General features: G+C 42.3%; 21 protein-coding genes. 2 read left to right on the plus strand and 19 right to left on the minus strand.

The annotated features are described in order from the left end of the window. Nucleotides 1-9 precede the first annotated feature (9 nt). Both RWS24_RS03310 and RWS24_RS03315 read left to right on the plus strand, forming a co-directional pair. Nucleotides 10-1,020: a Gfo/Idh/MocA family oxidoreductase gene (locus RWS24_RS03310; protein ID WP_314365351.1), complete on the plus strand. Its 1,011-nt coding sequence runs from the start codon at nucleotides 10-12 to the stop codon at nucleotides 1,018-1,020. Continuing rightward, entirely contained in the window at nucleotides 1,010-2,101 is a 1,092-nt protein-coding gene (locus RWS24_RS03315) for a DEAD/DEAH box helicase (protein WP_314365353.1), read from the plus strand. Before RWS24_RS03310 ends, RWS24_RS03315 begins: the two co-directional genes overlap by 11 nt. A gap of 93 nt (nucleotides 2,102-2,194) precedes the next feature. On the opposite strand, the gene RWS24_RS03320 is transcribed toward RWS24_RS03315, so the two are convergent. The 19 genes from RWS24_RS03320 to RWS24_RS03410 all read right to left on the minus strand — a co-directional run bounded on the left by RWS24_RS03320 (nucleotide 2,195) and on the right by RWS24_RS03410 (nucleotide 23,635). Further along, nucleotides 2,195-3,592, minus strand: coding sequence for a polysaccharide deacetylase family protein (locus RWS24_RS03320; protein WP_314365356.1), 1,398 nt, complete (start codon nucleotides 3,590-3,592; stop codon nucleotides 2,195-2,197). Between the two features lie 61 nt (nucleotides 3,593-3,653). After that, nucleotides 3,654-4,040, minus strand: a complete 387-nt coding sequence (locus RWS24_RS03325; RefSeq protein ID WP_002895748.1) for a VOC family protein — start codon at nucleotides 4,038-4,040, stop codon at nucleotides 3,654-3,656. A 113-nt stretch (nucleotides 4,041-4,153) separates the two neighbouring features. Continuing rightward, a complete protein-coding gene (locus RWS24_RS03330; RefSeq protein WP_002904315.1) occupies nucleotides 4,154-5,092 on the minus strand; it encodes a ketopantoate reductase family protein in 939 nt (312 codons plus the stop codon). Nucleotides 5,093-5,107: 15 nt separating this feature from the next. Continuing rightward, nucleotides 5,108-6,499 (minus strand): cell wall metabolism sensor histidine kinase WalK, encoded by a 1,392-nt coding sequence (locus RWS24_RS03335; RefSeq protein ID WP_002904314.1) that lies wholly within the window; start codon nucleotides 6,497-6,499, stop codon nucleotides 5,108-5,110. Further along, complete coding sequence (locus RWS24_RS03340) at nucleotides 6,489-7,163, minus strand: response regulator transcription factor (RefSeq protein WP_002897753.1); 675 nt, start codon at nucleotides 7,161-7,163, stop codon at nucleotides 6,489-6,491. The genes RWS24_RS03335 and RWS24_RS03340 overlap by 11 nt, the downstream gene beginning before the upstream one ends. A gap of 104 nt (nucleotides 7,164-7,267) precedes the next feature. Then, nucleotides 7,268-7,741, minus strand: coding sequence for a hypothetical protein (locus RWS24_RS03345; RefSeq protein ID WP_002904312.1), 474 nt, complete (start codon nucleotides 7,739-7,741; stop codon nucleotides 7,268-7,270). Between the two features lie 332 nt (nucleotides 7,742-8,073). Further along, nucleotides 8,074-12,276, minus strand: coding sequence for a GbpC/Spa domain-containing protein (locus RWS24_RS03350; RefSeq protein WP_314365369.1), 4,203 nt, complete (start codon nucleotides 12,274-12,276; stop codon nucleotides 8,074-8,076). Nucleotides 12,277-12,428: 152 nt separating this feature from the next. Then, entirely contained in the window at nucleotides 12,429-14,969 is a 2,541-nt protein-coding gene (locus RWS24_RS03355) for a M1 family metallopeptidase (protein ID WP_314365371.1), read from the minus strand. 165 nt (nucleotides 14,970-15,134) lie between these two features. Next, entirely contained in the window at nucleotides 15,135-15,461 is a 327-nt protein-coding gene (locus RWS24_RS03360) for a hypothetical protein (protein ID WP_314365373.1), read from the minus strand. Between the two features lie 8 nt (nucleotides 15,462-15,469). After that, entirely contained in the window at nucleotides 15,470-15,766 is a 297-nt protein-coding gene (locus tag RWS24_RS03365; protein WP_002919196.1) for a hypothetical protein, read from the minus strand. Beyond that, a complete protein-coding gene (locus RWS24_RS03370) occupies nucleotides 15,759-17,114 on the minus strand; it encodes a hypothetical protein (RefSeq protein ID WP_314365374.1) in 1,356 nt (451 codons plus the stop codon). The genes RWS24_RS03365 and RWS24_RS03370 overlap by 8 nt, the downstream gene beginning before the upstream one ends. Continuing rightward, a complete protein-coding gene (locus tag RWS24_RS03375; protein WP_223311282.1) occupies nucleotides 17,105-17,716 on the minus strand; it encodes a hypothetical protein in 612 nt (203 codons plus the stop codon). Before RWS24_RS03375 ends, RWS24_RS03370 begins: the two co-directional genes overlap by 10 nt. Before the next feature lie 145 nt (nucleotides 17,717-17,861). Next, nucleotides 17,862-18,491: a hypothetical protein gene (locus RWS24_RS03380; RefSeq protein ID WP_314365377.1), complete on the minus strand. Its 630-nt coding sequence runs from the start codon at nucleotides 18,489-18,491 to the stop codon at nucleotides 17,862-17,864. Nucleotides 18,492-18,649: 158 nt separating this feature from the next. Next, nucleotides 18,650-19,303: a phosphate signaling complex protein PhoU gene (gene phoU / locus RWS24_RS03385; protein ID WP_002897761.1), complete on the minus strand. Its 654-nt coding sequence runs from the start codon at nucleotides 19,301-19,303 to the stop codon at nucleotides 18,650-18,652. A gap of 14 nt (nucleotides 19,304-19,317) precedes the next feature. Next, on the minus strand, nucleotides 19,318-20,076 hold the full coding sequence (gene pstB, locus RWS24_RS03390; protein ID WP_009660526.1) for a phosphate ABC transporter ATP-binding protein PstB: 759 nt from the start codon (nucleotides 20,074-20,076) through the stop codon (nucleotides 19,318-19,320). Nucleotides 20,077-20,151: 75 nt separating this feature from the next. Next, on the minus strand, nucleotides 20,152-20,955 hold the full coding sequence (gene pstB / locus RWS24_RS03395; protein ID WP_314365383.1) for a phosphate ABC transporter ATP-binding protein PstB: 804 nt from the start codon (nucleotides 20,953-20,955) through the stop codon (nucleotides 20,152-20,154). A 10-nt stretch (nucleotides 20,956-20,965) separates the two neighbouring features. Continuing rightward, nucleotides 20,966-21,850 (minus strand): phosphate ABC transporter permease PstA, encoded by an 885-nt coding sequence (gene pstA, locus RWS24_RS03400; RefSeq protein WP_002895770.1) that lies wholly within the window; start codon nucleotides 21,848-21,850, stop codon nucleotides 20,966-20,968. Then, nucleotides 21,840-22,757 carry a phosphate ABC transporter permease subunit PstC gene (gene pstC, locus RWS24_RS03405; RefSeq protein ID WP_223336739.1) on the minus strand — a complete coding sequence of 306 codons (918 nt, stop codon included), beginning with the start codon at nucleotides 22,755-22,757 and terminating at the stop codon, nucleotides 21,840-21,842. Before pstC ends, pstA begins: the two co-directional genes overlap by 11 nt. Then, complete coding sequence (locus RWS24_RS03410) at nucleotides 22,754-23,635, minus strand: phosphate ABC transporter substrate-binding protein PstS family protein (protein WP_002900576.1); 882 nt, start codon at nucleotides 23,633-23,635, stop codon at nucleotides 22,754-22,756. Before RWS24_RS03410 ends, pstC begins: the two co-directional genes overlap by 4 nt. Nucleotides 23,636-23,690: the final 55 nt, after the last annotated feature.

The following is a 23,690-nucleotide window of genomic DNA, read 5'->3' on the forward strand; positions in this document are numbered from 1 at the left end:
AAAAAGTACATGCTTAAAAATAGAAAAAAGGAGGTTTTTATGTTCAAACTTGGAATCATCGGAACAGGTTCTATTTCTCATGAGTTCATCAAGGCCGCTCACTCAACAGGCGACTATCAGCTGGCAGCTGTCTACTCTCGGACTCTGGCTTCTGCTGAGCGCTTTGTGCAAAACTATGAAAATACAGCCGTCTTTACTGAAATGCTAGACTTTCTGTCGTCTGATATCGATGTTGTTTATATCGCCAGTCCCAACAGCCTGCATTTCAATCATGCCAAGGTAGCTATTTTGGCTCGTAAACACGTCATTGTCGAAAAGCCTGCGGTTTCTCGTCCCAAAGAATGGCGGGAATTGATTAAGCTGGCTGACGAGCACCAAGTCTATCTCTTTGAAGCTGCCCGCAACTATCATGAGCAGGCCTTTGATACGATTAGTGATTTCCTCAAGGACAAGACTGTCTTGGGAGCCAACTTTACCTATGCTAAGTATTCTTCAAAAATGCAGGCTCTGCTTGCAGGAGAGCAGCCCAACGTTTTCTCAGCTAAGTTTTCTGGCGGCGCTTTGATGGACTTGGGTGTCTATCCTGTCTATGCAGCTATCAGACTTTTCGGCCATCCGCGCTTCACTCGCTACAGCGCCCAGCAGCTAGATAATACGATTGATTTAAATGGAGCCGGCTGTCTCATCTATCCAGATTTTCAAGTTCAGATTCAGGCCGGTAAAAATATAAACAGCAATCTACCTGCAGAGATTTATACGGATCAGGGAACTCTGACTTTAGACGGAGTCGAATTTATCAGCTCTGCTATTTTCCAAAATCTGGACGGTCAAGAGGAGGTACTGCCTATCCAGCGTGCTTCCCACACCATGCTGGAAGAGGCTCAAGCTTTCGCACGAGTGCTCAAGGGCGGACAGGATGCAGCTTACGAGAAATGGTTGGATGCGGCGGCGGCCGTTCATGAAAGCTTATTTGCCATGCGCAAGGACGCTGGCATTAGATTTGAGGTTGATGATGATTAAGAAACAATTTCCCCCGAGCTGGCAAAATCAGCTGGCTCAGCTAGGCTTTGAAGATTTGACAGCTATTCAGGAAAAGATGTTTGAGCCTATTTCTACAGGTGATACGGTGCTGGGAATCAGTCCGACTGGTACTGGTAAAACTCTGGCCTATCTCTTTCCCAGTCTGCTCAAGCTGACACCTAGAAAAGCACAACAGCTCTTGATTTTAGCTCCTAACACCGAGTTGGCTGGACAAATCTTTGAGGTCTGCAAGACTTGGGCTGAGCCTTTAGGGCTAACAGCCCAGCTCCTGCTCTCCGGCTCCAGCCAGAAGCGACAGATTGAGCGCCTTAAGAAAGGTCCAGAAATTATCATTGGAACGCCTGGGCGAATTTTCGAGTTGGTCAAGCTCAAGAAAATCAAGATGATGAATGTCGAAATCATCATTTTAGATGAGTTTGACCAGCTGCTCAGCGATTCTCAGTATCACTTTGTAGATAAAATCACCCACTATGCGCCTCGTGACCACCAGCTGGTATATATGAGTGCCACCGCTAAGTTTGATCACGATAAAATCGCTGAAAATACTCTAGAAATCCGCATTAACGACCAAGTTTTAGACAACATCCAGCATTTTTACATGCAAGTTGAAAAACGTGATAAGGTGGACTTGCTCCGTAAGTTATCCAATGTTGAAGATTTCCGTGGACTGGTCTTTTTCAACGCTCTGTCAGACCTAGGAAGCGCCGAGGAAAAACTCCAGTATCGTGAAGCCAACGCAGTTTCTCTAGCCAGCGATGTCAACGTTAAGTTCCGCAAAGTGATTCTGGACAAGTTCAAAGAACACCAGATTACTCTCTTGCTGGCCACTGACTTGGTTGCTCGCGGCATTGATATTGATTCGCTAGAATGCGTCGTCAACTATGAACTTCCGCGCGATTTAGAAACCTATACCCATCGCTCTGGCCGAACCGGCCGTATAGGCAAGGAGGGCTATGTTATCACTCTCATCAGCCATCCAGAAGAGTTGAAAACATTAAAAAAATACGCCTCCGTTCGTGAAATTGTATTAAAAAATCAAGAACTTTATGTAACAAGTTAAACTAAAAAAGCTTTGGAAACTTCATGTTTCCAAAGCTTTTTGCTTTTACTAATTACCAGTAAGTATTTCAATAATCTAAACCCAAGGAACGTCTTAGTCTCTGCCGTAATAAATACGATGGGGCTCTAGCTGACCCTCCAACAGCTCATCGACCGTCACCAGAGTATAGCCGTTACTCTTCAGATACTCGAGGACACTTGGCAGAGCGTCAATACTGGTCTGGTGAATATCATGCATGAGGATAATCGAGCCTGGCTGGGTTTTGGCAATCTCTTGCATAATAGCTTTAGTATTGCGTGTCTTCCAGTCTAGGCTGTCCACATTCCACATGATAAAGGATTGATCAACCGAATTTTGGATTGTAGCATTAATAGCTCCATAAGGAGGCCGCGTAATCGTTGGCTTGATGCCTATCACATTGTTAATAGCGGTCTGGGTATCAAGGATTTCTTTTTGAGCTGTATCTAGAGGAAGTTTGGTTAAGACTGGATGGTCCCATGTATGAATTCCAATCTGATGACCTTCATTGTGCACGCGCTTGACAATCGCTTCATTACCAGCAATGTTTTGACCAACCATAAAGAAGGTCGCCTTGGCACCATATTTCTTAAGGATATCCAGAGCCTGCGGTGTTGTCTTAGGATCTGGACCGTCATCAAAGGTCAGAGCAACCATCTTCACATGCTTCTTAGCTTCAAAACTCTGATAAGCTGCCAAGTCATCGCCAGTCAGATAGTCCGCATTGATCTGGTCATAAAAGCTAGACAAAGGAACATCAATGCTGGTTAAGCCTTGCACTTCCTTACTCAGCTTAATAGAAAAATGGCTGTACTCATAACGGAAGGACCACTGACTCAACTCCGTTCCATTAAGGTTATTGAGAATTTCCGTCTGCACCGCCTCATCGGCCTGTCTAAAGGTCAGCTGGCTGGATATTTCGTTGATGAAGATTTCCTTAGCTGCATCAGGATCCTGAAAAAGCTTATCTAGAGTGAAACGGCTGCCGTCTGCACCGAGATAGCTGTCAGCAACTTCCCGCTCTTCTCCTTTACTGATTTTCATCTCTTTGACATGATAGTCCTTGCGATGCACCAGTACTTCTTTGACATCCTTCAGGCTCGTTTCTTTTTCCTCAGCATAGTAGAAGGTCAATTCCTCAATCTTATCGTCCTTCTTCTGATTATCCTTAATCGTCTGGCTATCAGCGTCCATCTGCTCCTTGATGCTTGCCATAACCTGACCATCTAGCAGAGGATAAAAGGCCTCTACATAGTGGCTGCCAATCATCTTGCTTTGCTTTTCAGTATTTTCAGCGTGGAAGGTCTCTTCTTGGGCAATTAGCACACTAACTTTCTCTTGAAGTTCCTTTTCTTGGAAAATAGCGTAAATTTTTACAGCACCCAGAAATAGAGCAGCAACAAAAGCTAAACCTAGCAAGCTGAGAACAATGAGTGTTTTCTTACCGTGTTTCTTGTTATTTTGTCTTTTCATACACCTGTCCTAAATGAATAAAATTCATCATTTATCTTGCAAAATTAACTGCAGCTAGATGTTAGAGACTCTTCTCACGAATGACTTCCACCTTGTAGCCATCAGGATCTTTTACAAAATAATAATTAGGAGGGTTACCAGGAAGACCCTTTGGATCTGTCACTTCATAGCCTTTGGCCTTATGCTCAGCATGCAGACCTTCTAAGTCTGGCGTGCTAAGTGCCACATGAGCAAATCCGTCCCCAATCACATAAGGACCATGGTCATAGTTATAGGTCAGTTCCAGCTCATAATCATCGCCTTCCAAACCTAGATAAACGATAGTAAACTGATAATCTGGAAAATCCTTGCGACGAAGCTCCTTAAAGCCAAAAGCCTCTGCATAAAAAGCGATAGACGCTTCCAAATTCTCCACACGCAAACAAGTATGTAACATTTTTGATGCCATAATTTCACCTCATTCTTTCTTGTTTATTATTATACCCTATTTTGGGCAAAACTTATATTAAATTTTTAAAAAAGTAAATAAAAGCCAGATAAAAAGCAAGCCAATAAGGCCTGCTAAGAATTGTTTTTCAAAAACTGTTCGATGAAGTCGCTATACGAATTCCATTGAGGCATGGGAATGCTTTCTTTCTCAGCACTTCTTTTGATTTCAAAATATTGATCAACCCACTCAACATAGCCTGAATACATATGATTTGTGACCATTTCGGCAACCAAAGGCTGACTCAACATGAACTTCATTACTGGAACCAAGAGAAATAGGGGCAGGGATAGATATTTAGTAGGTTTATAACGATGTTTAGGAATGCCATATCGCTGACAGAGTTCTAAACCTTCTCGCCAAGCGCAAATCATCTTTCGAATTGCTTTTTTATCTTTCAAGAGTGCATCAAAAGTCCCCGCTTCTGCAACTGCACCCGCCATTACTGCCTCCTGAAGGCAGTGAACCTTCATCCAAGAAGCCAAGTCAGGCATAGCATCAATGCCTATACCACTAGCTCTGAAGATAGGAGACAACTCTGATGTGTAAGAATCATCATCAAGTAAGGTAGCTTCTTTGAAAATGATAGCTTGGATCCGACCATCACTCTTTCGCCCTCCTCCAACAGAAGAAGGAAAAGCTAACGACACCTGCTTTCTATCCAAATAAGAAGGAATCTTGGAGTTGATATTCCAGTTATTCTGTAAAATAAGTATATGAGCTTTTTCCTTTATAGCCGCCAAATGATCCAATGCCTGCTCTAGTTGCAAACTATTTACCGTTAAGAGAATCAGGTCATAGTCTTGATCAATGCTCGTCACCAATGGCGGTTGAAAATGATGTTCTTTATAGACCTGATCATCTTTCCTTAAATCTTTAATAGAAAGTGTGAAGCCTTGCTCTAAAGTCGACAGCTTATGCTCTCTAACTAAGACAGTAACTTGATGCTGATTAGACAGTAACCAAGCGTATGTCAAACCAATCGTGCCAGCACCATAAACCAAAATGTTCATATTAGGCCTCTCCTGCTATTTTACAGAACGCTTTTTCGTTTCTTTCAGTAGCAGTTTAACTTCAAAGACCGTACCTTTTGGTTTGTTGTCCTTGACATAAATAGAGCCCTTGAAAGCATCGACAATCTGCTTGGCCAGAGAAAGCCCCAGACCAAAGCCACCTTTCTGACGGGTCCGAGCCTTGTCCACCCGATAAAAGCGATCAAAAATCTTCTTCTTATCTTCATCGCTGATACCAGGGCCATTGTCCGCCACTCTGAAAATAAGGTAACGATCTGTCGAAGTAGCCATGACACTGATTACGCCATCATCATCTGTATACTTGATAGCATTGTCAAATAGAATAGTCATCAGCTGCTTGAGGAAAATTTGATCGGTCACAATAGGGTGCTTAATCATATTTTCTGAATGAAAGGCTTTTTTATTCTCCCTTGCGATAATACAGTAATTAGCAAAGGTCGTATCAAAAAATTCTGGTTCAACTTCACCATATTGTGGCTTGATGCCATCATCGCGGCGGGCCAGGTTGAGCAGATTGGTCGTCAGCAAGCGCATATTCCGTACTTCATCCAAGCTAGAAGCAATATTTTCACTGCTCTGCATAATTGTAGCTTCAGGCTTACGAAAGAGCGTCTCTAAGCGGCTCTGCAATACTGCCAGAGGAGTCCGTAGTTCGTGACTGGCATTTTCCACGAAAGCCTTCTGCTTCTGGATACTTTCCAGCAGAGGCTTGACACTCATCCGAGCAAGGTAAATACTGGCAATCAGGGAAATTCCCCAAAAACTGACCATAACCATGGCAATCAACTGCTCATGCTTGCTGCTGGTCTGCTCCAGCTGGCTGATACTAGTCATGACCACAGCATACTTGATATCAGGATACTCATTTTTAGGATCAATATCAAAGAGATAAGCCCGATAGCTTTCTGTCTGGCCAAAGCTATTACCAATCACGATTTCCTTGATTTGATTCAGATAGGACTTGTTAAATTCCAGCGAGTTAAAGTCCAGAAAACCATCGCTCTTGCTGGTGGAAATATTTTTATAATCATCATCCAAAAGCAGGGCAAAAGTATTAGAGCTGACATTTGGCGTAGTTAGATTGTTAGGCTTAGGCTCTTCATCTGAATCACCATCTGGCTCTTTACTGCTTTTAGGACTTTTAGAATTGACCTTATTGCTCGGATCAGACTGCTGACCTGTCGTCCGATAGGCCAAATCAGCTACTGAACTAGGATCATTACTCAGGTTTTTCAGATTTTCATCAACTGACGTATAAAGGCTGGAGCGCATAACCTGAATAATAATCAAGGTCATGGCTGAGAAGATTAATGTAAACAACCCAAAATAGCGAATGAAATAAGAGAAATCATCCGCATAAAAGGTCTTCTTGATTTTATTCAGCATCTTTTAAAATGTAGCCGACACTACGAAGAGTATGTAGGTTTTTCGCAAATGCCGTTCCTTTCAGTTTTTTACGAATCTTGGAAACGTACACTTCGACAACGGAAACAGTGGTATCACTGTCAAAGCCCCACAGACGGTCAAAAATTTGAGTCTTAGGCAAGATTACATTTTGATTTTGCAGGAAATAAACCAAGAGGTCGAACTCTTTACCAAGCAACTCTACATCTTTACCCGCCTTCGTGGTTGAATTTGTAGATAGGTTGACAGTCACATCACCATAAGAAAGAGTATTCTCGTTGAATTTACCAGCGCGTTTCAAGAGCGCTTGGATCCGCATTTTCAGTTCTTCCAAATAGAAAGGTTTTGTCAGATAGTCATCAGCCCCGAGCTCAAAGCCATGTCCTTTGTCATCCAAGCTTTCCTTAGCTGTCATGATGAGAACAGGTGTTGTAACTCCTTTTGCTCGGAGATCTTTCAGCACTTGGAAACCATCCTTTTCAGGCAGCATGAGATCCAGTAAGATAAGGTCATAAACACCGCTTTCTGCTTCATATAGACCTTCTTCACCATCAAAAACCTGCATTACATCTGCAAAATCATCTAAAAAATCAAAAACTGAGTTTGACAGTCCAAGATCATCTTCTACCAATAGAATTTTAATCATTTTTCTTTCCTCCAATAAAACTTTCCAAGATTATGTCTTTTGGTTTTTGTTTTATTTGCTATTCTTATTATATCATGACTTGGGTCAAAATCAGTAAGTTTTTTCTACGACTGCGACGTTTTATTTTCTTTTGTCGACTTATTATTGTTCTTGTCCGATTGTTCATTTGTGTTCGTTGAAGACTTTTTCTTGTTTTTCTTCCCGTTGTCATTTTGCTGAGCAGGAGAATTCTTGCTCTTGTCATTGTCAGACTGCTGGCCGTCTTGAGACGGCATGCCTTGGTCTTGACCGTTCTGTCCTGGTCCACCATCCTGCGGCGGCATTCCATTACCTGGTCCACCATTTTGACCATTCTGACCAGCTTGTGGCGGCATGCCATTTCCTGCATTCTGCCCCTGCTCCGGTGCTCCAGGCATAGTAGCTGTCTGTTGAATAGCTGATTGCTGATTGTTTGTACCGTGAATAGCTGTCGCAAGGCCATAGCCACCCATAAGTCCGACTGCTAGAGCACCACCCGTCGCAACTGTCAGCCACCATTTGGTGCTTTTTTCTACAACAATCATTTTTTCCATATCCATTTAATATGTTCCTTCTTTCTTTTGTAAATTTTTCTATCTGTTTCTATCAAACAAGAAGCTAATGCAGCTTACAAGTCATCCTATACACATCCTTTCACTTGAATAGCATTATCATATAGTTTTTTACTTAAACAGGACTGAATTTTTTCTTAAAAAAGGCTGAAAGATAGGGAAAATGGAGCATGAAAAGAAATTTTCCCCAATTCTCTTTCTAAACTGGATGATATCAACCATTTCCTCAAAAAATCCGCAGCAAAAAAGACTGGGACAAAATTGTCTCAGTCTTGATTTATCATGTTCAAAAGCTCTTGATGCAGGAGCTACTTATCTTTTTACGACTCTTTCTTAGAAGAACGGAAGCCAGCTGAAGCTAGCAAGGCCGCAAAGCCAAGATAAGTGAGAAGTCCACTCGTATTGCTTCCAGTTTTAGGCAATTGCCCTTGAGTGGTTTGGTAGCTGACAGATAGCTGCAAGTTGCTTGCTTGCTTACTTGCAGTTTTTGGATGCTGCCAAGTCCGGTTTGAAAGATGCTCAAATTTCTGCGCTGTTTGAACAGTAATTTCTGCAGAAGGTGTTGAAACACTAACCTGATTGGATTCTATCCTGTATTGATTATTAATCAGCAAGCTGAAATGATTGGTATAGGTTCTGCCTGAATACAAGAGTCGACCGACTGCTGCTGGAGCTAGGGTCTCAGTCGTAGTATTCAAGTCAGCATTGTATCTTTCAAGCAGACCTGGTGCAGCAACAAAAGTCAAGACCCTGGTGCTCGGGTCATAAGAAACCTCATAACCAGGACTTTTCGCTCTAGTTGCTTCTAGATCTAATTCAAAACCTTCTGGCAGGCGATCTTCCAATAGGAAAGAATGAATTGGCAGGCGATAAGCAGGCAAAGCATCCGTTGTAAGATTCAGGACTGCAAAACTTCCTTGACTAACTTCTTGTTGATGAATATTCTTCTTGGACTCATCCTCCAGCTCTTCTCTGATTTTTAACTGAATAAAGATCTGGTTATAGTGATAAGTTTGAGTTGGCGCTTGCGGACGGCTTGGCAAAGCTTGATAGCTAGGTTCAGCCGGCTTTTGAGGAAGTTCTTTATAGTTCGGCTTGTCAGGCTCAGCAATCAAAGGCAGGCCACTTTCTCTGAGAGGTGACTGGGGCTCAGGCTGAAGAACTGGTTCTTGAGGGAGCTGAGGTTCCTGCAGATAACTTGGTTCTTGAGGCAGGTCCTCTAAAACAATTTCTTCTTCATAAACAGGAGGTTTCGGAGCCTCACCCGTGCTTACTTCAGGGGCTTTCTGAGGCTGCTCAGGCTCTTTGAGATAGGTAGGAGCTTGCGGTTCCTGTGGCAGCGCTTCTTCAACCAGAGCTTGCGGAAGACTCAGCAAGGACTTCTCCTTCTCATAGGTCGGCTCTTCAACCGCTGACGGCTCTGTCAATAGAGTAGGGGAGCTAGGTTCTTCTGGCACCTCTTGATAAACAGGTTTTTGAGGTTGAAGCGGCTCAGCCTTATAAGTCGGCTCTTGCGGTAAAACTTCCAAATCTCTTTCCGGTAGAGCTACTGGCTGCTCAGGCTGAGTTGGCTGAGGAAGAGGCTGAGTTTCTGTCGGTCTGCTAGGAAGTTCTTGATAAACCGGCTGAGCTGGCTCTTGCGGCAAAGATTGATAAACCGGCTGACTTGGAAGAGGTTGCAGTGCCTTGAGTTCTTCATAGGTTGGCTCTTGTGGTTGGGCAACCTCAGTCGGAGCGACAGGCTTCATTGGGACACCTTTAGCTTTAATATCAGAGTTAAAGACAAACCAAGCAGAACCCCGATTTCGCGAACCGATATCAAAAGAAATGACATCTCCCTGAGCTTTACCTACAATAGCGCCATACCAGTTATAGGGACTAGTAGGCGTATCCCACTTATTATGCTCAAAGCGAGAACCTTCTCTCTCAAAGTTAATAGAAATATCGGCATGGACACTGGTATCTGGGTGAATGTTAATAGCAGAACCTGTGATAGGAACATATTCACCATTAAAATTCTTGATGTACTCAATCGCAGCTTTATTAGTATTTAAAGATGAGAAGCTGACAAGCGAACCTGTCATATCAAGCCTTTCTCCAGCCTCATCGAAAAATTCCGCTTGGACATTGACTCGAGATTGGCCATGAAAATCCAAGGTCCACACAGTCAAGGTCGGATCCTTAACTAAGAAAACCGGCAGCTTATCCTGACTCTTCGTTGATTCTTTCAGAGTATAAGTATAGACAACTTTAGAGATTTTCTTGCCTTGAATACTGGAATTTTTGATATTGGTATAAGTAGCTACCAAAGGCACATCTTTTTGCAAAACGACTTTAGTCTGATGCTCTTTTCCTTTTAAAACACTGGTTAATGCTCTCATTCCTGATTCATCCATTCTCCAAGAACGAACCTCCTCAGTCAGCTCATCATTGGTATATGTTCTAATAGAGGGATCAAGTGTCAAGACGGCCTGGGGCTCAGATTTGAAAACAAATGGCTGGCTTTCAACCTTGCTGAGATAGCCTTCTTCATTTTTCTTAGCTTCAGCTTCCTGCATCTCTCTCTCAAAAGTTACAAGAGCTGCATCATACTTAGTTTTGGCAGTATCATAGGCAGCTTTTGCCTTCTTATATTCTTCAAACAGCTTATCATAGTCGGCTTTCAATCGGGCATTTTTTTCTTTAATGCTTGCATTTTCTTGCTCAATCACTGCGTTCTGCGCTGAAACAGCTGCAAGGTTTGCCTCATAATCTTCTTTCATTCTTTGATTTTCTGCTTCAATCCTTGCAAGATCTGCTTTATAGGTAGCTAAGTCTGCCTGATAAGCAGTTAGTTTATTTTTGTTTTCCGACTCAATCCGAGCAGTTTCTTCTTGGTAGGTAAGCAAGGCTTTCTCATATGCTTCTCGACTTTTCTGGTTGCTTTCGGTGATTCGAGCCACATCCTGCTCATATTGGGCTAATTGATTTTTATAAAGCTCTTGTTTTTCCTGATTTTGCTGACGAATTTGGGCGTTTTCAGCTTCAATGGCAGCATTACGGGCTGTTACTCCTGCTTTTTCTGACTCATAGGCAGTTTGCAGCTTCTTATTTTCACCTTGAATACGCTTAAGTTCAGCTTGATAGGCAGTTAAAGACGCTTGATAATCTCTTTCTTTGGCCTCATTGGACGCCTCGATTTCAGAGCGATTCTTTTGATAAGCAGCTAATTTGCTCTCATAGTCTTTCTCTGCCGCTTGATTTTTTTGTCGAATCTCAGCCAATCGCTCTTGATAAGCAGCTAAATCAGCCTGATACTGCTCCTTTAAAGCTGCATTTTTCTTCCGAACGGCTAGATTTTGGGTCTCAATCTCTTTATTCTGCTCTTGGATTTTAGCCAAGGCTGTCTCATAAGATTGTTTAGCTTCTTGATTGGCTGTTTGAATACGTTCTACTTCCTGCTGATAAGCCCTTAAATCTGACTGATACTGCTGCTCTAGCTCAGCATTGTTTTTCTGAACCCGAGCCAATTCTTTCTCATAGTCAGCCAAGGTAGCTTGATAAACAGCTTCTTTTTCTGCCTTAACCTGAGTCAGTCTGGATACTTCAGCTTCATACTGCTTGACTGCTTCCTGATAGGCCTTTTCAGCTGCCTGATTTCGTTCTGTAATGGCTGCATTGTCAGCTTGGGCAGCTTTGTTGTGAGCTGAGACCTGAGCAAGCTTTTCATCATAGCGACGCTTTGCTTCTGCATTCTTCTCCTGAGTAACTTTCAGCTCTGTAGCATAGCTCTCCATAGCAGTTTGGTAGTCTGCTTTCGCTTGAGCATTTTCTTGTAAAATTCGTGAACGCTCCTCTTGATAGGCTGCTAAAGCTGCTTGATAGGAGGCTTCTTTCTCTTGATTGATTTTTACTATACGGCTCAATTCTGCTTGATAAGCCGTCCGTTTCTGCTCATAGTCCGCCTCTAGCTGAGCATTTTCAGCTTGAATACGACTGGACTCTTGTTCATAGGAAGCCAGAGCCTTGTCATATTGATCTTTCAAGGTTTGATTGGCAGACTCTGTCTGACTGAGTTCTTTCTCATAAGACTTCAGCTGCTCCTGATAAGCTGCTGTGGTTTCACGTATTTCCTTGACTTGGGTCGCATAATCTGCTAGCGCTGTCTCCCGTTTACTCGCAGCTTCTTCTGGATTTCTAGCTGTTCCTAAATCAACAGCCGGCTCTTGCTTTAGCTGAACTCCTGTTTTCTCGGCCTCTACCAAAGCTTGGTCCATTTCCGCATGGGAAACCTCCAAGGGAAGCTTGCCTTGACTTACAGGCTCTGACTGAACAGGAGCAGCAGTTGGCTGGGGTGCTTCGGTTGGAGAAAGTGCAGCTTCAGAAAGGGAAGACTGATCTGCTGCTTCAGCTGCCTTTTCCTCAGCCTGAACCGACCCAGCAGCTAGCAACAAAGCTGCACCCAAAACAGCTCCGCATAAGCCCTTAGAAAGGCGGCTCTTGCGGAAGCCATAGACTATTTTCTTTTCCATTATAATCTCCATTTCTCCTTTAAACAGTTACCTGTTTATTGTCCATATTGTTCTATTTTATCAGAGCAAAGGCAAATAAGCAATGTTTAAATGCTAAAAATAATAAAGAAAAAGCCTGAGATAGACTACTATCTCAGACTTTCTTGTCAATTTAATTAAATCGATCAAATCGCAGCTCGAATTGCTTTTTCCACTGCTTCTTTCTCGCGCTTCACTAGTTCAACACGCGCAGCGATTTCCTTGATTCCCATGCTGATGTTTCGGCTAATCGCCATATCATGCAACTGTGGCTCAAAGAAGGCTTTGTACTCTGCCAATCTCTTCTCTGTCTTGAAGACCACTGCTGGGCTAATGACAAAGCTATCAAAGCTCATATCACCACCTAGCGCTGCCTTGATCCAGTCCCAATTCTCACGCGCCCAAGACCATACTGCTTCTTGGGTAAAATCACGGCTGAGGAAACGGGCATACCAAGCTGACAAATCCTGCGGTTTCACAGTAAATTTATCTTTCCAAGTCGCTAAAAGTTCATCCAAGGTTTCCTTGTTCTTCGTATAAGAAAGGGCTGTAGAAAGAGCATTTTTGAAGCTTCCATCATTTGAAGCGACATAGAGGTCCAGATAAAGCTTGGTCAGCTCCTTGCTTTCATGATGCTTGATTTGGTTGACCAATACCTGCAAACGAATAGCGGCAGGGAGTTTTTCCAAATTATCACGATAGCGGTCAAAAATCTGGCTTGCTTGAGCTTTAGCTGTCTCATCGTCAGCCTTAATCATATTGCCCACAATCAACTGACGAACCATCTCATCCTCATCGCTTTCACCCTCCTGTTTTTCAAAACCAAGACGGTCAAAATTGCTTTGACTAAGTACTTTCAGCAGGGCTTTGTAATCTTCTTCAGTCTGACTGCCTTCATCCACAAAGCGATTTAACCCTTCCAGCACTTGGGAAACAGCTGAAACCACCATATAAGAAGTTTCGTTTGCCAGCTTACTGATGACTGGCAGTAGGTCTGCATAGGAAATCTTACCTGACTCTGCCAGAAGTCTGCGCTCCTGCACGATTTGCAGTTTACTGATATTGTCCAAAGAGCTGAGATTATTCAGAAGAGCATCTAGCAACTCACCTTGATAATCTGTAATATAGTGGGCTGTGTTTTCTGTATTAAGACGCAGGGCTCCTTCATTTTGCGCTGCCAAGGCTGCATAATTAGGAATTTCCAGTCTTTCTGTCGTCAGAGTATCAGGGAGTCCTTGCCAGTTGCTATTGAGCGGTACTGGCCAGAGACGACCCTTGTCTTCATGCTCTCCAATGAAGAACTGCTTCTGCGTCAAAATCAAGGAGTCATTTTCAACCTTAGCAGTGACAACTGGATATCCCGGCTGCTCCAGCCAAGCATCCATAAAGGCTGCTACATCACGGCCAGAAGATTGAGAAAGAGCATCCCAAAGATCACGACCGATAGTATTACCATACTGATGCTTCTCAAAGTAGGCACCTAGCCCCTTACGGAAAGCATCATCTCCCAGCCAACGACGCAGCATGTGCATTAGACGGCTACCCTTGGCATAGACGATTGCCCCATCAAAAAGAGTATTAATTTCATCAGGGTGTTTGACCTCTACATGGACTGACTGGACGCCATCTGTCGCGTCACGCTTGAGGGCATAAGGAGCCCCACTGGTCTGGAAATCTTCAAAAATCTTCCAGCTAGGCTCAATCGCATCAACTGAGACATACTCCATCATATTTGCAAAGCTTTCATTGAGCCAAAGGTCATCCCACCACTTCATGGTCACTAGATTTCCGAACCATTGGTGAGCTAGTTCGTGTGAAACAACCAAGGCAACTGTCTGACGACTCAGAGCTGTTGAATTTTCATCCACCAGCAAATAGATTTCACGATAGGTTACCAAGCCCCAGTTTTCCATAGCCCCAGCAGAAAAGTCTGGCAGGGCCACATGAAGTGACTGAGGAATAGGATACTTGACTCCGTAGTATTCTTCGTAAAATTCAATACAGCGAACCGCAATGTCCAAAGCAAACTCTAGATTGCTCTCTGGATGGGCCTTGGTCGCATAAACTCCTACCAAAGTTCCATTCTTGGTTTTAGCAGTAATTCCTTGCATATCACCTGCAGCAAAAGCCAAGAGATAGGAAGACATACGTGGAGTCGTTTCAAACTTCCAAACGCCAGTCGCTTTGCGGTTTTCAACATCAATTTCCGGCATATTAGACAGAGCCAACTCACCCTCTGCTTGGTCAAATTTCAAAGCCAAATCAAAAGTTGCCTTAGCCTCTGGCTCATCCACACTCGGAAAGGCTTCGCGGGCAAAATGGCTCTCAAACTGCGTAGAAATAATCTCTTTTTTCACACCATCAACCGTGTAGTAAGATGGGTAAATCCCCGTCATATTGTCCGTAATCTGACCAGTATAAGTTATGGTCACCACTACATGCTCGGCCGCTTCCAGCTCGATATAAAGAGCTTCATTGTCCTTATCAAGAGTGAAAGGGCGAGCTTGGCCAGCCACCTCTACAGCTTCAACTGTCAAATCTTTTTGATGCAGGGAAATCTTACTTGTCTTAGCTTCCCCAGTAATGGTCACCTTGCCTGAAAAAGTCTTGTCGGCACGATTCAAATCCAAAAAGAGATCATAGTGCTCAGGAACAAAAGTTTCAATAAAATGTTTAACTGCTTGCATAAGCTTCTCCTCATCTAGCGAACAACATGGCAAGATTACTCCGACACCCTTGTCCGCTTATAATCTGTTATTATTGTATCATATTTAGAAGATTTCGTTGCAGAATAAATGCAAACAAAAAGACAGGTAGTACCTGTCAATGTGGTTAATAAAACGGAAGAAAGGTCAAGAGTTCTTCTTTTCTTTCTCAAGTTCCTCTAATTTTTTGTTATAGATTCGATTTTCTTCGTGATAAGTTTTGTTTAGCCGTTCTTCATAACGCTGAATTTTTCTCTCAAAAATTTCCCTGTTTTTCTCTATTTGGCCTAATTCATATGAGGGGACGGTATCAGGATTATTGCGACAAAAAGATAATATCCATTCGCTCATTCGCTCTGAAACATTTTTAGCTTCTCGTCTCATGTCCTGATAATCCCATTCATACTCACTAACTTTCTTTCGAAAAGCTATGTGATCGTCATCAAGACGATTGATCTTTTTCTGAATATCCATAAAGCCTCCTATAAGATAGGGCTGGTCAAACTAGGCTTAGGAACAGCACCTAGTACCTCCTTGATGGAATCTGCTGCTCCACCGGTAAAGGCCCCGGATAAGTCAGCAGGTACTTGAGTGGATGCAAAAGTTTTCATAGCCTCAGCTTGACTATCTAACCAAGTTTGCAAAGCTTGACTTTCTTCAAGAAGGACAGCTCTTTTAGCTGAAATCAAGCCACGAATAGCTATACGTTCCTGAATCTTTAAATATTCTTTTTTTATACGTTCGGCTTCAACTCGATCTTCTGTATTTGGTTCAATCATACTCTACCTCCTTGCTTTTCTCAAAAATCTGGGCACCTTGTTGATCGATTTCTACTATCCTATCTGCAGCTTTGTTTAAATTCCCTGCAATACCAGTCATTGTAGTCATATAAGAGTTTGCTGAGGCAAGGGTACTTGCTTCTTTTCCATCATTCCAAGCAGTTGACATGCCCAACTCAGATAATAAGCCCTCTACCTCATCAGTAGAAAGATTGTGGGCTAGGGTATAAGCTGCATCTCTCAGTTCTTTGATATGATTTTCAACACTAGATTTAACACTTTTTATCTTATCTCTAATTTCTTGCTCATATACTTCAGCTTGAAGCTGAGCTGTTTGCGCACTTGTACGAACAAGTTCCTCTCTCAAACTAATTGTTTTGTCGCCAGAACTGGTTCTTAAAGAAGCATGCAGTTCATCAATGCGTTGTCTATTTATGGCGATTAAATCCTGCTTAGAAGGCTCAGGAGCAAAGTTTCCATATTCCTTTAAATACTCACGAACATAATACTCAGGATTTTGCTTGTCATCCTCTAATCCATAATTTGCGATTGCTACATTTACTTTGTACGTTTTTGCTTTATATTCAGCAATCTTTCGGACCTGTTTTTCTGTCATGCCGGAAACGAATTTATTTTTTTTGATATACTTATCAAAATCATAATTATTACCTTTTAAATACGGAGTTTGGATATTATGGCTTTTTCCTTCATAAAGGCGAACTTGACCGTAGGGGATAGCTCCTCCATTTCCATCTATTCCCGTAATTTGCTTCCCAGAATCCGAGTAAATAATCGCATGCTTTTCTAAATAGTTTAGCTCTGATTTTGTAAAATGCCCACTGTCTACGGCCTTTTTAGCACCCCAATCATAGTAATTAACGATTTCTTTAACTCTATATTTTACTGAAAGCTTTGCATTTGGTACTCCAGCCTGACTATGAGCAGAAGAATACCAAATTTGACCACCTTTCACACCTTTATCTTCCAAGCGTTTCTGTGTTTCCGCGAAAAATTCATCCATTTTAGCATATTGGGGACTTAAACCAGAAACATAGGCGGCGTCAGCAGCACCTTCTACTGACCACAAAGTATTACCTATCTCTTCAAAAGAATTTTTCAATGGATTTACCTTGTTCTGTGTACCAGCTGTTAAGACAATAGTCTTTGAATAGTCAGCTTTCCCACCTACAATAGGAGCAACAGCAACAGCCTCTGTTACGGAGTTTTCAGAATTGATGATTTCGTATTGCATGCCGTCATCGGCGTCTACTGTAGTTCCTTCTTTAATCGTCTTCCAAGTTCTTACCTCTCTATGGAGATTTTGAATATTTTCATGACTTAATTCCATTCCAAACGACTCCCTCTTCTGATTTCAATATTATAGTTTATCTTAGCATTCGGACTCCCAGCTCCATTCTTTTCGATTTTTTTCAATTGACCATCATCAAGTAAACCTTTTATATTATTATCTATAGGAGAATTAGAAGTCAATTTAGCCTCCTTAGGTAATTTATTATAATTAGACACGTCAATATGATCCCCATTTGAATCTCTTAACAAAATATATTCCGTATCTTCATAATCCAAATCTACATAAATGCTATAGGGTATCCCATAGGAGGCATAAGCATGGTTGCCAATTAAAGTTCCAAAAACAGCCCTATTTCCCTCCTCATCATAAATAACTGGTACTACATCAGCTGTAAATGGAGGATTATTTTTACCACCTTCAATGAAAATTGGTGAGAATTCTATTTTAGAAACACCTGAATAGTTCTCCTTGATGTAAGTCGCAATCTGTTCTTCCAACAAGCGAAACCCATGTTCGATAATTTTTTCTTCTTTTGCATCAAGTCCTGTCGAACTTTTTTGTGAATTTACCATATAAAATACTCCTCCAAAAATTAAAACTGCAAGAACTGTTATTATTGCAAAGATTTTTCTCTTCATCAATTTCCTCCATTTTATTAATCAAATTACAAACAAATTGCTTACATACATTATATCATAATTAGTAATTTCAAGATATTTCTACCTTAATTTTTAGAAAAGTATATTCTGTTGAAAAGGATTTAATACTATCACCTTGACTCCTTCAATGCCATTCTAAAAAGTCTCCTTTCCTAATTTCTGTATTATAGACAACTTCTGCATCAGGACTACCGTTCTCGCTTTTTTTAACATCTACGAGCTGATGTTCTTGAACTAAAGCTTCTATATTCTCATCAATTTTTGGTTTAGTTGATAATTTGGCTTCCACAGGTAATTTTTTACTCTCGGAAATATCAATAAAATCGTCACCAACCTTTAATTCTATGATTTCTTCATCCCAGCCATTAAAATCAAGCCTAACATCCCAAAAACTACCATAATGACTGTAGGAATTCTCACCAATTTTTTTTCCCAAGTAGGCTTTATTGCCTTGTAAATCATAAATCACAGGAACAATATTTGCACGAAACATGCTCTGCCCATCCCCACCTTGAACAAAAATTGGCGAAAACTCAATTTTACTGACACCAGAGTAATGCTCTTTAATGTAAGTTGCCAGTTGTTCTTCCAACAAACGAAATCCTCGTTTGTAAAGTTTTACTCCTTTATCGTCTAAAACGTCACTAACATTATAGGGTGAGTTTTGGTGTTCAATCCACTTTGTCACACCAAAGATTACACCTGGAATGAGAAGCATCAGAACTGTCAAGGCGAAAATGATCTTTTTCTTCATAAACATTCTCCATTATGTACTAATATAAAAATATATGTTTTTTGAATCTACACTCGTAGTATAACATAGTTAGTTGTAAGTTAAAACACAAAACAGAATTCTGACAATTCTTGAGAATATACAAAAAAAAGACACGACACAAATCGTATCTTTTATCATCACAACTCAATAATTTTACCTGTTTCAAAGTAAACAACCCATTCACAGATATTCTTGGCATAGTCGCCGATTCGTTCCAAGTAAGAGATAACTTGGAAGTAGTCACGGCCAGTCACAATCAGCTCTGGATTTTGTTTGATTTCCTCTGTAGCAAGATCGCGAATATCATCAAAGTATTGATTGATTTTCTCATCTAGAGCTGCAACTGCATAGGCTTGGTCTACATTTCCATTGAGGTAGACGTTCAGAGTTTCTTCGACGAAATTCTTAACATCGCGCCCCATCTTGCTGATGGCATCTTCTACAGACTCGATGCGGACTTCTCCCTTCATCCGAACAGTCGCTTTGGCAATAGATACGGCGTGGTCGCCCATGCGTTCCAAGTCACTGCTGGCTTTCAGCACGGTGATAACGGTTCGCAAATCCTGAGACACAGGTTGCTGCAAGGCGATGATTTCAAGAGATTTCTTCTCCAGTTTCACTTCGTATTCATTAACTTCAGCATCGTCTTCAATGACCTGACGAGCCAGTTCACGGTCATGTGTAACAAAGGCACGCACCGTCCGATTAATCTGCGATAGGACTTCGTTTCCCATCGCGTAGAATTGATTATGAAGTTTTTCTAAATCTTCTTCAAATTGTACTCTAAGCATAAGATTCCTTTCTGTTATCCGAATTTACCAGTAATGTAATCTTCGGTCTCTTTATGGGCTGGATTGAGGAACATCTTCTTGGTTTCATTAAATTCAATCAAGTCTCCACCAAGGAAGAAGCCTGTTTTTTCAGAAATCCGAGACGCCTGCTGCATGGAGCGAGTGACCAAAAGCATGGTATATTTGTCTTTTAGACTGTAGAGGGTTTCCTCGATTTTCCCAGCTGAGATTGGATCCAAGGCTGATGTCGGCTCGTCCAAGAGAATGATCTTAGGACTAGTAGCTAGCACGCGAGCCACACAAACCCGTTGCTGCTGACCACCGGAAAGACCGATAGCGGAATCATGCAGACGGTCCTTGACCTCGTCCCAGATAGAAGCACCAATAAGGGAGCGCTCTACTGCTTCGTCCAAAACTGCCTTGTCCTTGACACCATTAATCCGAAGTCCATAAACTACATTTTCATAGATGGTCATAGGGAAAGGATTGGGCTGCTGGAAGACCATTCCGATTTCCTTGCGAAGCTCTACCGTATCTGTCCTCGGACCATAGATATTGTGACTGTTATAAATGACCGTTCCTGTAGTCGTTACTTCTGGATTCAGGTCGCCCATTCGGTTGATGGCCTTAAGCAAGGTTGACTTACCTGAGCCTGACGGTCCAATCAAAGCCGTAATCTCATTTGGCATGAAATCAAGTGAAACGCTATTAAGGGCTTTCTTTTTATTATAATAAACCGACAAGTCCTTGACTTGCAAAATAGGTTCTGTCATACGTTTTTCCTTCATTTTATTTTACATTCAACCAAAGACTAAGCTTGTTGAATCGTGATGAATACGGACGGCAGCTTAACCAAAGTGACCTGAAACATAGTCATTAGTGGACTGAAGTTTGGCATTTTGGAAAATATTGGCCGTCTTATCGTACTCAATCAAGTCGCCCAGATAGAAGAATCCAGTGTAGTCACTAGCACGGGCAGCCTGCTGCATATTGTGGGTCACAATGATAATGGTATAGTTATTCTTAAGTTCAAACATGGTTTCTTCCAGCTGCATGGTCGCAATCGGATCCAAGGCTGACGCTGGCTCATCCATGAGCAGAATGTTTGGTTTGACTGAGATAGCACGGGCAATACAGAGCCGCTGCTGCTGACCCCCAGAGAGAGTCAGGGCTGACTTGTGCAAGTCATCTTTGACCTGATCCCAAAGAGCTGCTTGCTTGAGCGAAGTCTCCACAATCTCATCCAGAACCTTTTTATCTCTGACACCAGCCCGTTCATGGGCAAAGGTAATATTTCGATAGATAGACTTGGCAAAAGGATTTGGCCGTTGGAAAACCATGCCGATATGCTTACGCATTTCGTAAACATTGATTTCAGGGAGGTTGACATCAATCCCCTCATAGAGAATCTCTCCAGTCACATTGGCAATATCAATGGTATCGTTCATGCGGTTGAGGCTGCGAAGATAGGTAGATTTCCCTGATCCAGAGGGGCCAATCAAAGCAGTGATTTTGTTTTTTTCAAACTGCATATCAATGCCCTTGATGGATTCCTTTTTACCGTAGTAAACATGCAAATCCTTGGTCGACAGGGCTACCTTTTCTTCAGGAAAAGTAATGATATGTTTTTCATTCCAATTATATTCTGTCATTTCTTCTCCTTTAAGCAGAGGTTAATTTCTTATGCAGATAGCTGCCCAGTTTGCGGGCTCCCAGATTGAAAATCAAAATGAAGATCAGGAGAACTGCTGCTGAACCAGCAGAAACAGCTGTGCCATCAGGAATAGTTCCTTCACTGTTGACCTTCCAGATATGGACAGCCAAGGTTTCAGCCTGACGGAAGATAGAGATAGGACTAGTGACGCTGAAAATATTCCAGTTGGACCAGTCAAGAGCTGGAGCTGATTGACCTGCTGTATAAATCAAGGCCGCTGCTTCACCAAAGATACGACCAGAAGCCAGTACAATCCCTGTTACAATACTAGGCAAAGCTTCCGGGATGACCACATGCAGAACCGTTTCCCAGCGAGAAATTCCCAAGGCCAAACCAGCTTCACGTTGCGTATGATGGACATGGCGCAGGCTATCTTCGACGTTCCGCGTCATCTGTGGCAGATTGAAGACAGTCAGGGCCAAGGCACCAGAAATGATTGAGAAGCCATACTCAAACTGGACAACAAAGATCAAATAACCAAAGAGCCCAACTACTACCGAAGGCAGTGAAGACAGAATTTCAATACAGGTGCGGACAAAGTTGGTCACTGGTCCTTTCTTAGCATACTCTGACAGATAAACCCCAGCCCCCATAGAAAGAGGCACAGAGATAATCAGAGTAATTACCAGCAGGAAGAAGGAATTGTATAGCTGAATCCCAATACCACCGCCAGCTTGGTAAGAAGAGGATTTCCCTGTCAAGAAAGACCAGGAAACATGAGGCAGACCTCTAACTAAGATATAGAGGATGAGAGAGGCAAGGATGGCAACAATGATACTCGCTATTGTGTAGAGAACACCAGTCGCCAATTTATCTAATTTCTTAGCGTGCATAGTTTTTCTTACCTCTTTCTTTTGTAATTAGTTTAATCACACTGTTAAAGGCTAAGCTCATCATCAAGAGCACCAGAGCCAGAGACCAGAGAACGTTATTGTCCACTGTTCCCATAACTGTATTTCCGATTCCCATGGTCAGGACAGAGGTCAGTGTAGCTGCTGGTGTTGTCAAAGAGGTTGGAATCACCGCAGAGTTCCCAACGACCATTTGGATAGCTAGGGCTTCACCGAAAGCACGTGCCATTCCAAAGACCACAGCTGTAAAGATACCTGAGCGAGCAGCCTTGAGTGTTACCCGCCAAATGGTCTGCCAGCGCGTTGCGCCCATAGCCAGACTAGCTTCACGGTAGTGACGTGGCACAGCACGCAGACTGTCTGTCGTCATAAAGGTTACTGTTGGCAAAATCATGACAAAGAGCACAAAAATACCAGACAAAATCCCAAAACCCGTACCGCCAAAGACTGTACGGACAAAAGGTACTACGATTTGCAGACCGATAAATCCATAAACAACAGACGGAATACCAACTAAAAGCTCAATCGCAGGTTGCAGTATCTTTGCTCCTTTTGGAGAAACCTCTGTCATAAAGACAGCTGCACCAATCGCAAAGGGAGTTGCTATCAGAGCAGATAGAATAGTAACGATAAAGGAGCCTAAAATCATTGGCAGGGCACCGAATTCCTTACCAGAAGGATTCCAGACACCACCAAAAAGAAAATCAAAAACATTAACGCCGTTGACAAAGAAAGTAGATAGACCTTTCTGAGCAACGAAGATTAGAATCATAGCCACAATCACCACAATCAGTGACAGACAGGCAAAAGTCAGATAGCGGCCAAACATCTCCAAGCGAGAATTTTTAGAAGGCGATAACAACTTTTTGGTTAATTCCTCATTTTTCATTTTGAATCTCCTTCTATTGCTGTGACATTCCCATCAGCGTCCTTGCTGACTTTCATATCGTTGATTGAGATATAGCCCATGCTTGTAACAACCCCTTTTTGAACATCATCTGACAGCATGTATTCAAGAAACTCAGCAGCCAGACCAGTCGGCTTGCCTAGTGTATACATATGCTCATAAGACCAGAGCGACCAATTATTGGTAGCAACATTTTCTGCTGTTGGCTCGTAGTTATTAAGTTTCAAGGTTTTTACAGACTCGTCAACATAGGCAAAGGCTAGGTAAGAAATCGCACCAGGAGTTTGCGAAACGATATTTTTGACCATACCGTTGGAATCCTGCTCCTGACTCTGCACAGCTGATTTCCCATCCATGATGACACTGTCAAAGGTTGCGCGGGACCCAGAGCTAGCCGCACGATTGATAATCGAAATCTCCAAGTCCTTACCGCCCAGCTCTTTCCAGTTGGTGATTTCACCAGTGAAAATTTTCTGCAGCTGCTCGGACGTTAGATTATCCACATCAACTTCTTTATTGACAATCACAGCAATACCGGCCACAGCGACCTTATGGTCCACCAAGTCAGACGCTTTGATTCCTTCCTTCTCTTCAGCAAAAACATCAGAGTTCCCGATTTCAACAGCTCCTGACTGCACTTGAGACAGACCTGTACCAGATCCACCACCCTGAACATTGACTGTTTTACCGATGTTGTTAGAGCCAAAGTCATCAGCTGCCGCTTCAACTAAAGGCTGCAGGGCAGTTGATCCTACTGCTGTCATGGATTCACCACGGTCAATCCATGATGAACAAGCTGATAAGGTGAGTCCTAAGCCCAGAGCTGTCAGCGCTAAAGCAAATTTTTTCAATTTGTTCAAAAGATTTCTCCTTTAATAAAATCAAGAGGATGGGAAGTATCTTTAGTATTTCTTA

Origin of the sequence: uncultured Streptococcus sp. (assembly GCF_963528215.1) — a bacterium.
In the GTDB taxonomy this organism is placed as follows: domain Bacteria; phylum Bacillota; class Bacilli; order Lactobacillales; family Streptococcaceae; genus Streptococcus.

What these genes read in the sequence shown, in the direction of transcription:
- RWS24_RS03310 (WP_314365351.1), top strand. Translation starts at nt 10, where the DNA reads ATGCTTAAAAATAGAAAAAAGGAGGTTTTTATGTTCAAACTTGGAATC.
- RWS24_RS03315 (WP_314365353.1), top strand. Translation starts at nt 1,010, where the DNA reads ATGATGATTAAGAAACAATTTCCCCCGAGCTGGCAAAATCAGCTGGCT.
- RWS24_RS03320 (WP_314365356.1), bottom strand. Translation starts at nt 3,592, where the DNA reads ATGAAAAGACAAAATAACAAGAAACACGGTAAGAAAACACTCATTGTT.
- RWS24_RS03325 (WP_002895748.1), bottom strand. Translation starts at nt 4,040, where the DNA reads ATGGCATCAAAAATGTTACATACTTGTTTGCGTGTGGAGAATTTGGAA.
- RWS24_RS03330 (WP_002904315.1), bottom strand. Translation starts at nt 5,092, where the DNA reads ATGAACATTTTGGTTTATGGTGCTGGCACGATTGGTTTGACATACGCT.
- RWS24_RS03335 (WP_002904314.1), bottom strand. Translation starts at nt 6,499, where the DNA reads ATGCTGAATAAAATCAAGAAGACCTTTTATGCGGATGATTTCTCTTAT.
- RWS24_RS03340 (WP_002897753.1), bottom strand. Translation starts at nt 7,163, where the DNA reads ATGATTAAAATTCTATTGGTAGAAGATGATCTTGGACTGTCAAACTCA.
- RWS24_RS03345 (WP_002904312.1), bottom strand. Translation starts at nt 7,741, where the DNA reads ATGGATATGGAAAAAATGATTGTTGTAGAAAAAAGCACCAAATGGTGG.
- RWS24_RS03350 (WP_314365369.1), bottom strand. Translation starts at nt 12,276, where the DNA reads ATGGAGATTATAATGGAAAAGAAAATAGTCTATGGCTTCCGCAAGAGC.
- RWS24_RS03355 (WP_314365371.1), bottom strand. Translation starts at nt 14,969, where the DNA reads ATGCAAGCAGTTAAACATTTTATTGAAACTTTTGTTCCTGAGCACTAT.
- RWS24_RS03360 (WP_314365373.1), bottom strand. Translation starts at nt 15,461, where the DNA reads ATGGATATTCAGAAAAAGATCAATCGTCTTGATGACGATCACATAGCT.
- RWS24_RS03365 (WP_002919196.1), bottom strand. Translation starts at nt 15,766, where the DNA reads ATGATTGAACCAAATACAGAAGATCGAGTTGAAGCCGAACGTATAAAA.
- RWS24_RS03370 (WP_314365374.1), bottom strand. Translation starts at nt 17,114, where the DNA reads ATGGAATTAAGTCATGAAAATATTCAAAATCTCCATAGAGAGGTAAGA.
- RWS24_RS03375 (WP_223311282.1), bottom strand. Translation starts at nt 17,716, where the DNA reads ATGAAGAGAAAAATCTTTGCAATAATAACAGTTCTTGCAGTTTTAATT.
- RWS24_RS03380 (WP_314365377.1), bottom strand. Translation starts at nt 18,491, where the DNA reads ATGAAGAAAAAGATCATTTTCGCCTTGACAGTTCTGATGCTTCTCATT.
- phoU (WP_002897761.1), bottom strand. Translation starts at nt 19,303, where the DNA reads ATGCTTAGAGTACAATTTGAAGAAGATTTAGAAAAACTTCATAATCAA.
- pstB (WP_009660526.1), bottom strand. Translation starts at nt 20,076, where the DNA reads ATGACAGAACCTATTTTGCAAGTCAAGGACTTGTCGGTTTATTATAAT.
- pstB (WP_314365383.1), bottom strand. Translation starts at nt 20,955, where the DNA reads ATGACAGAATATAATTGGAATGAAAAACATATCATTACTTTTCCTGAA.
- pstA (WP_002895770.1), bottom strand. Translation starts at nt 21,850, where the DNA reads ATGCACGCTAAGAAATTAGATAAATTGGCGACTGGTGTTCTCTACACA.
- pstC (WP_223336739.1), bottom strand. Translation starts at nt 22,757, where the DNA reads ATGAAAAATGAGGAATTAACCAAAAAGTTGTTATCGCCTTCTAAAAAT.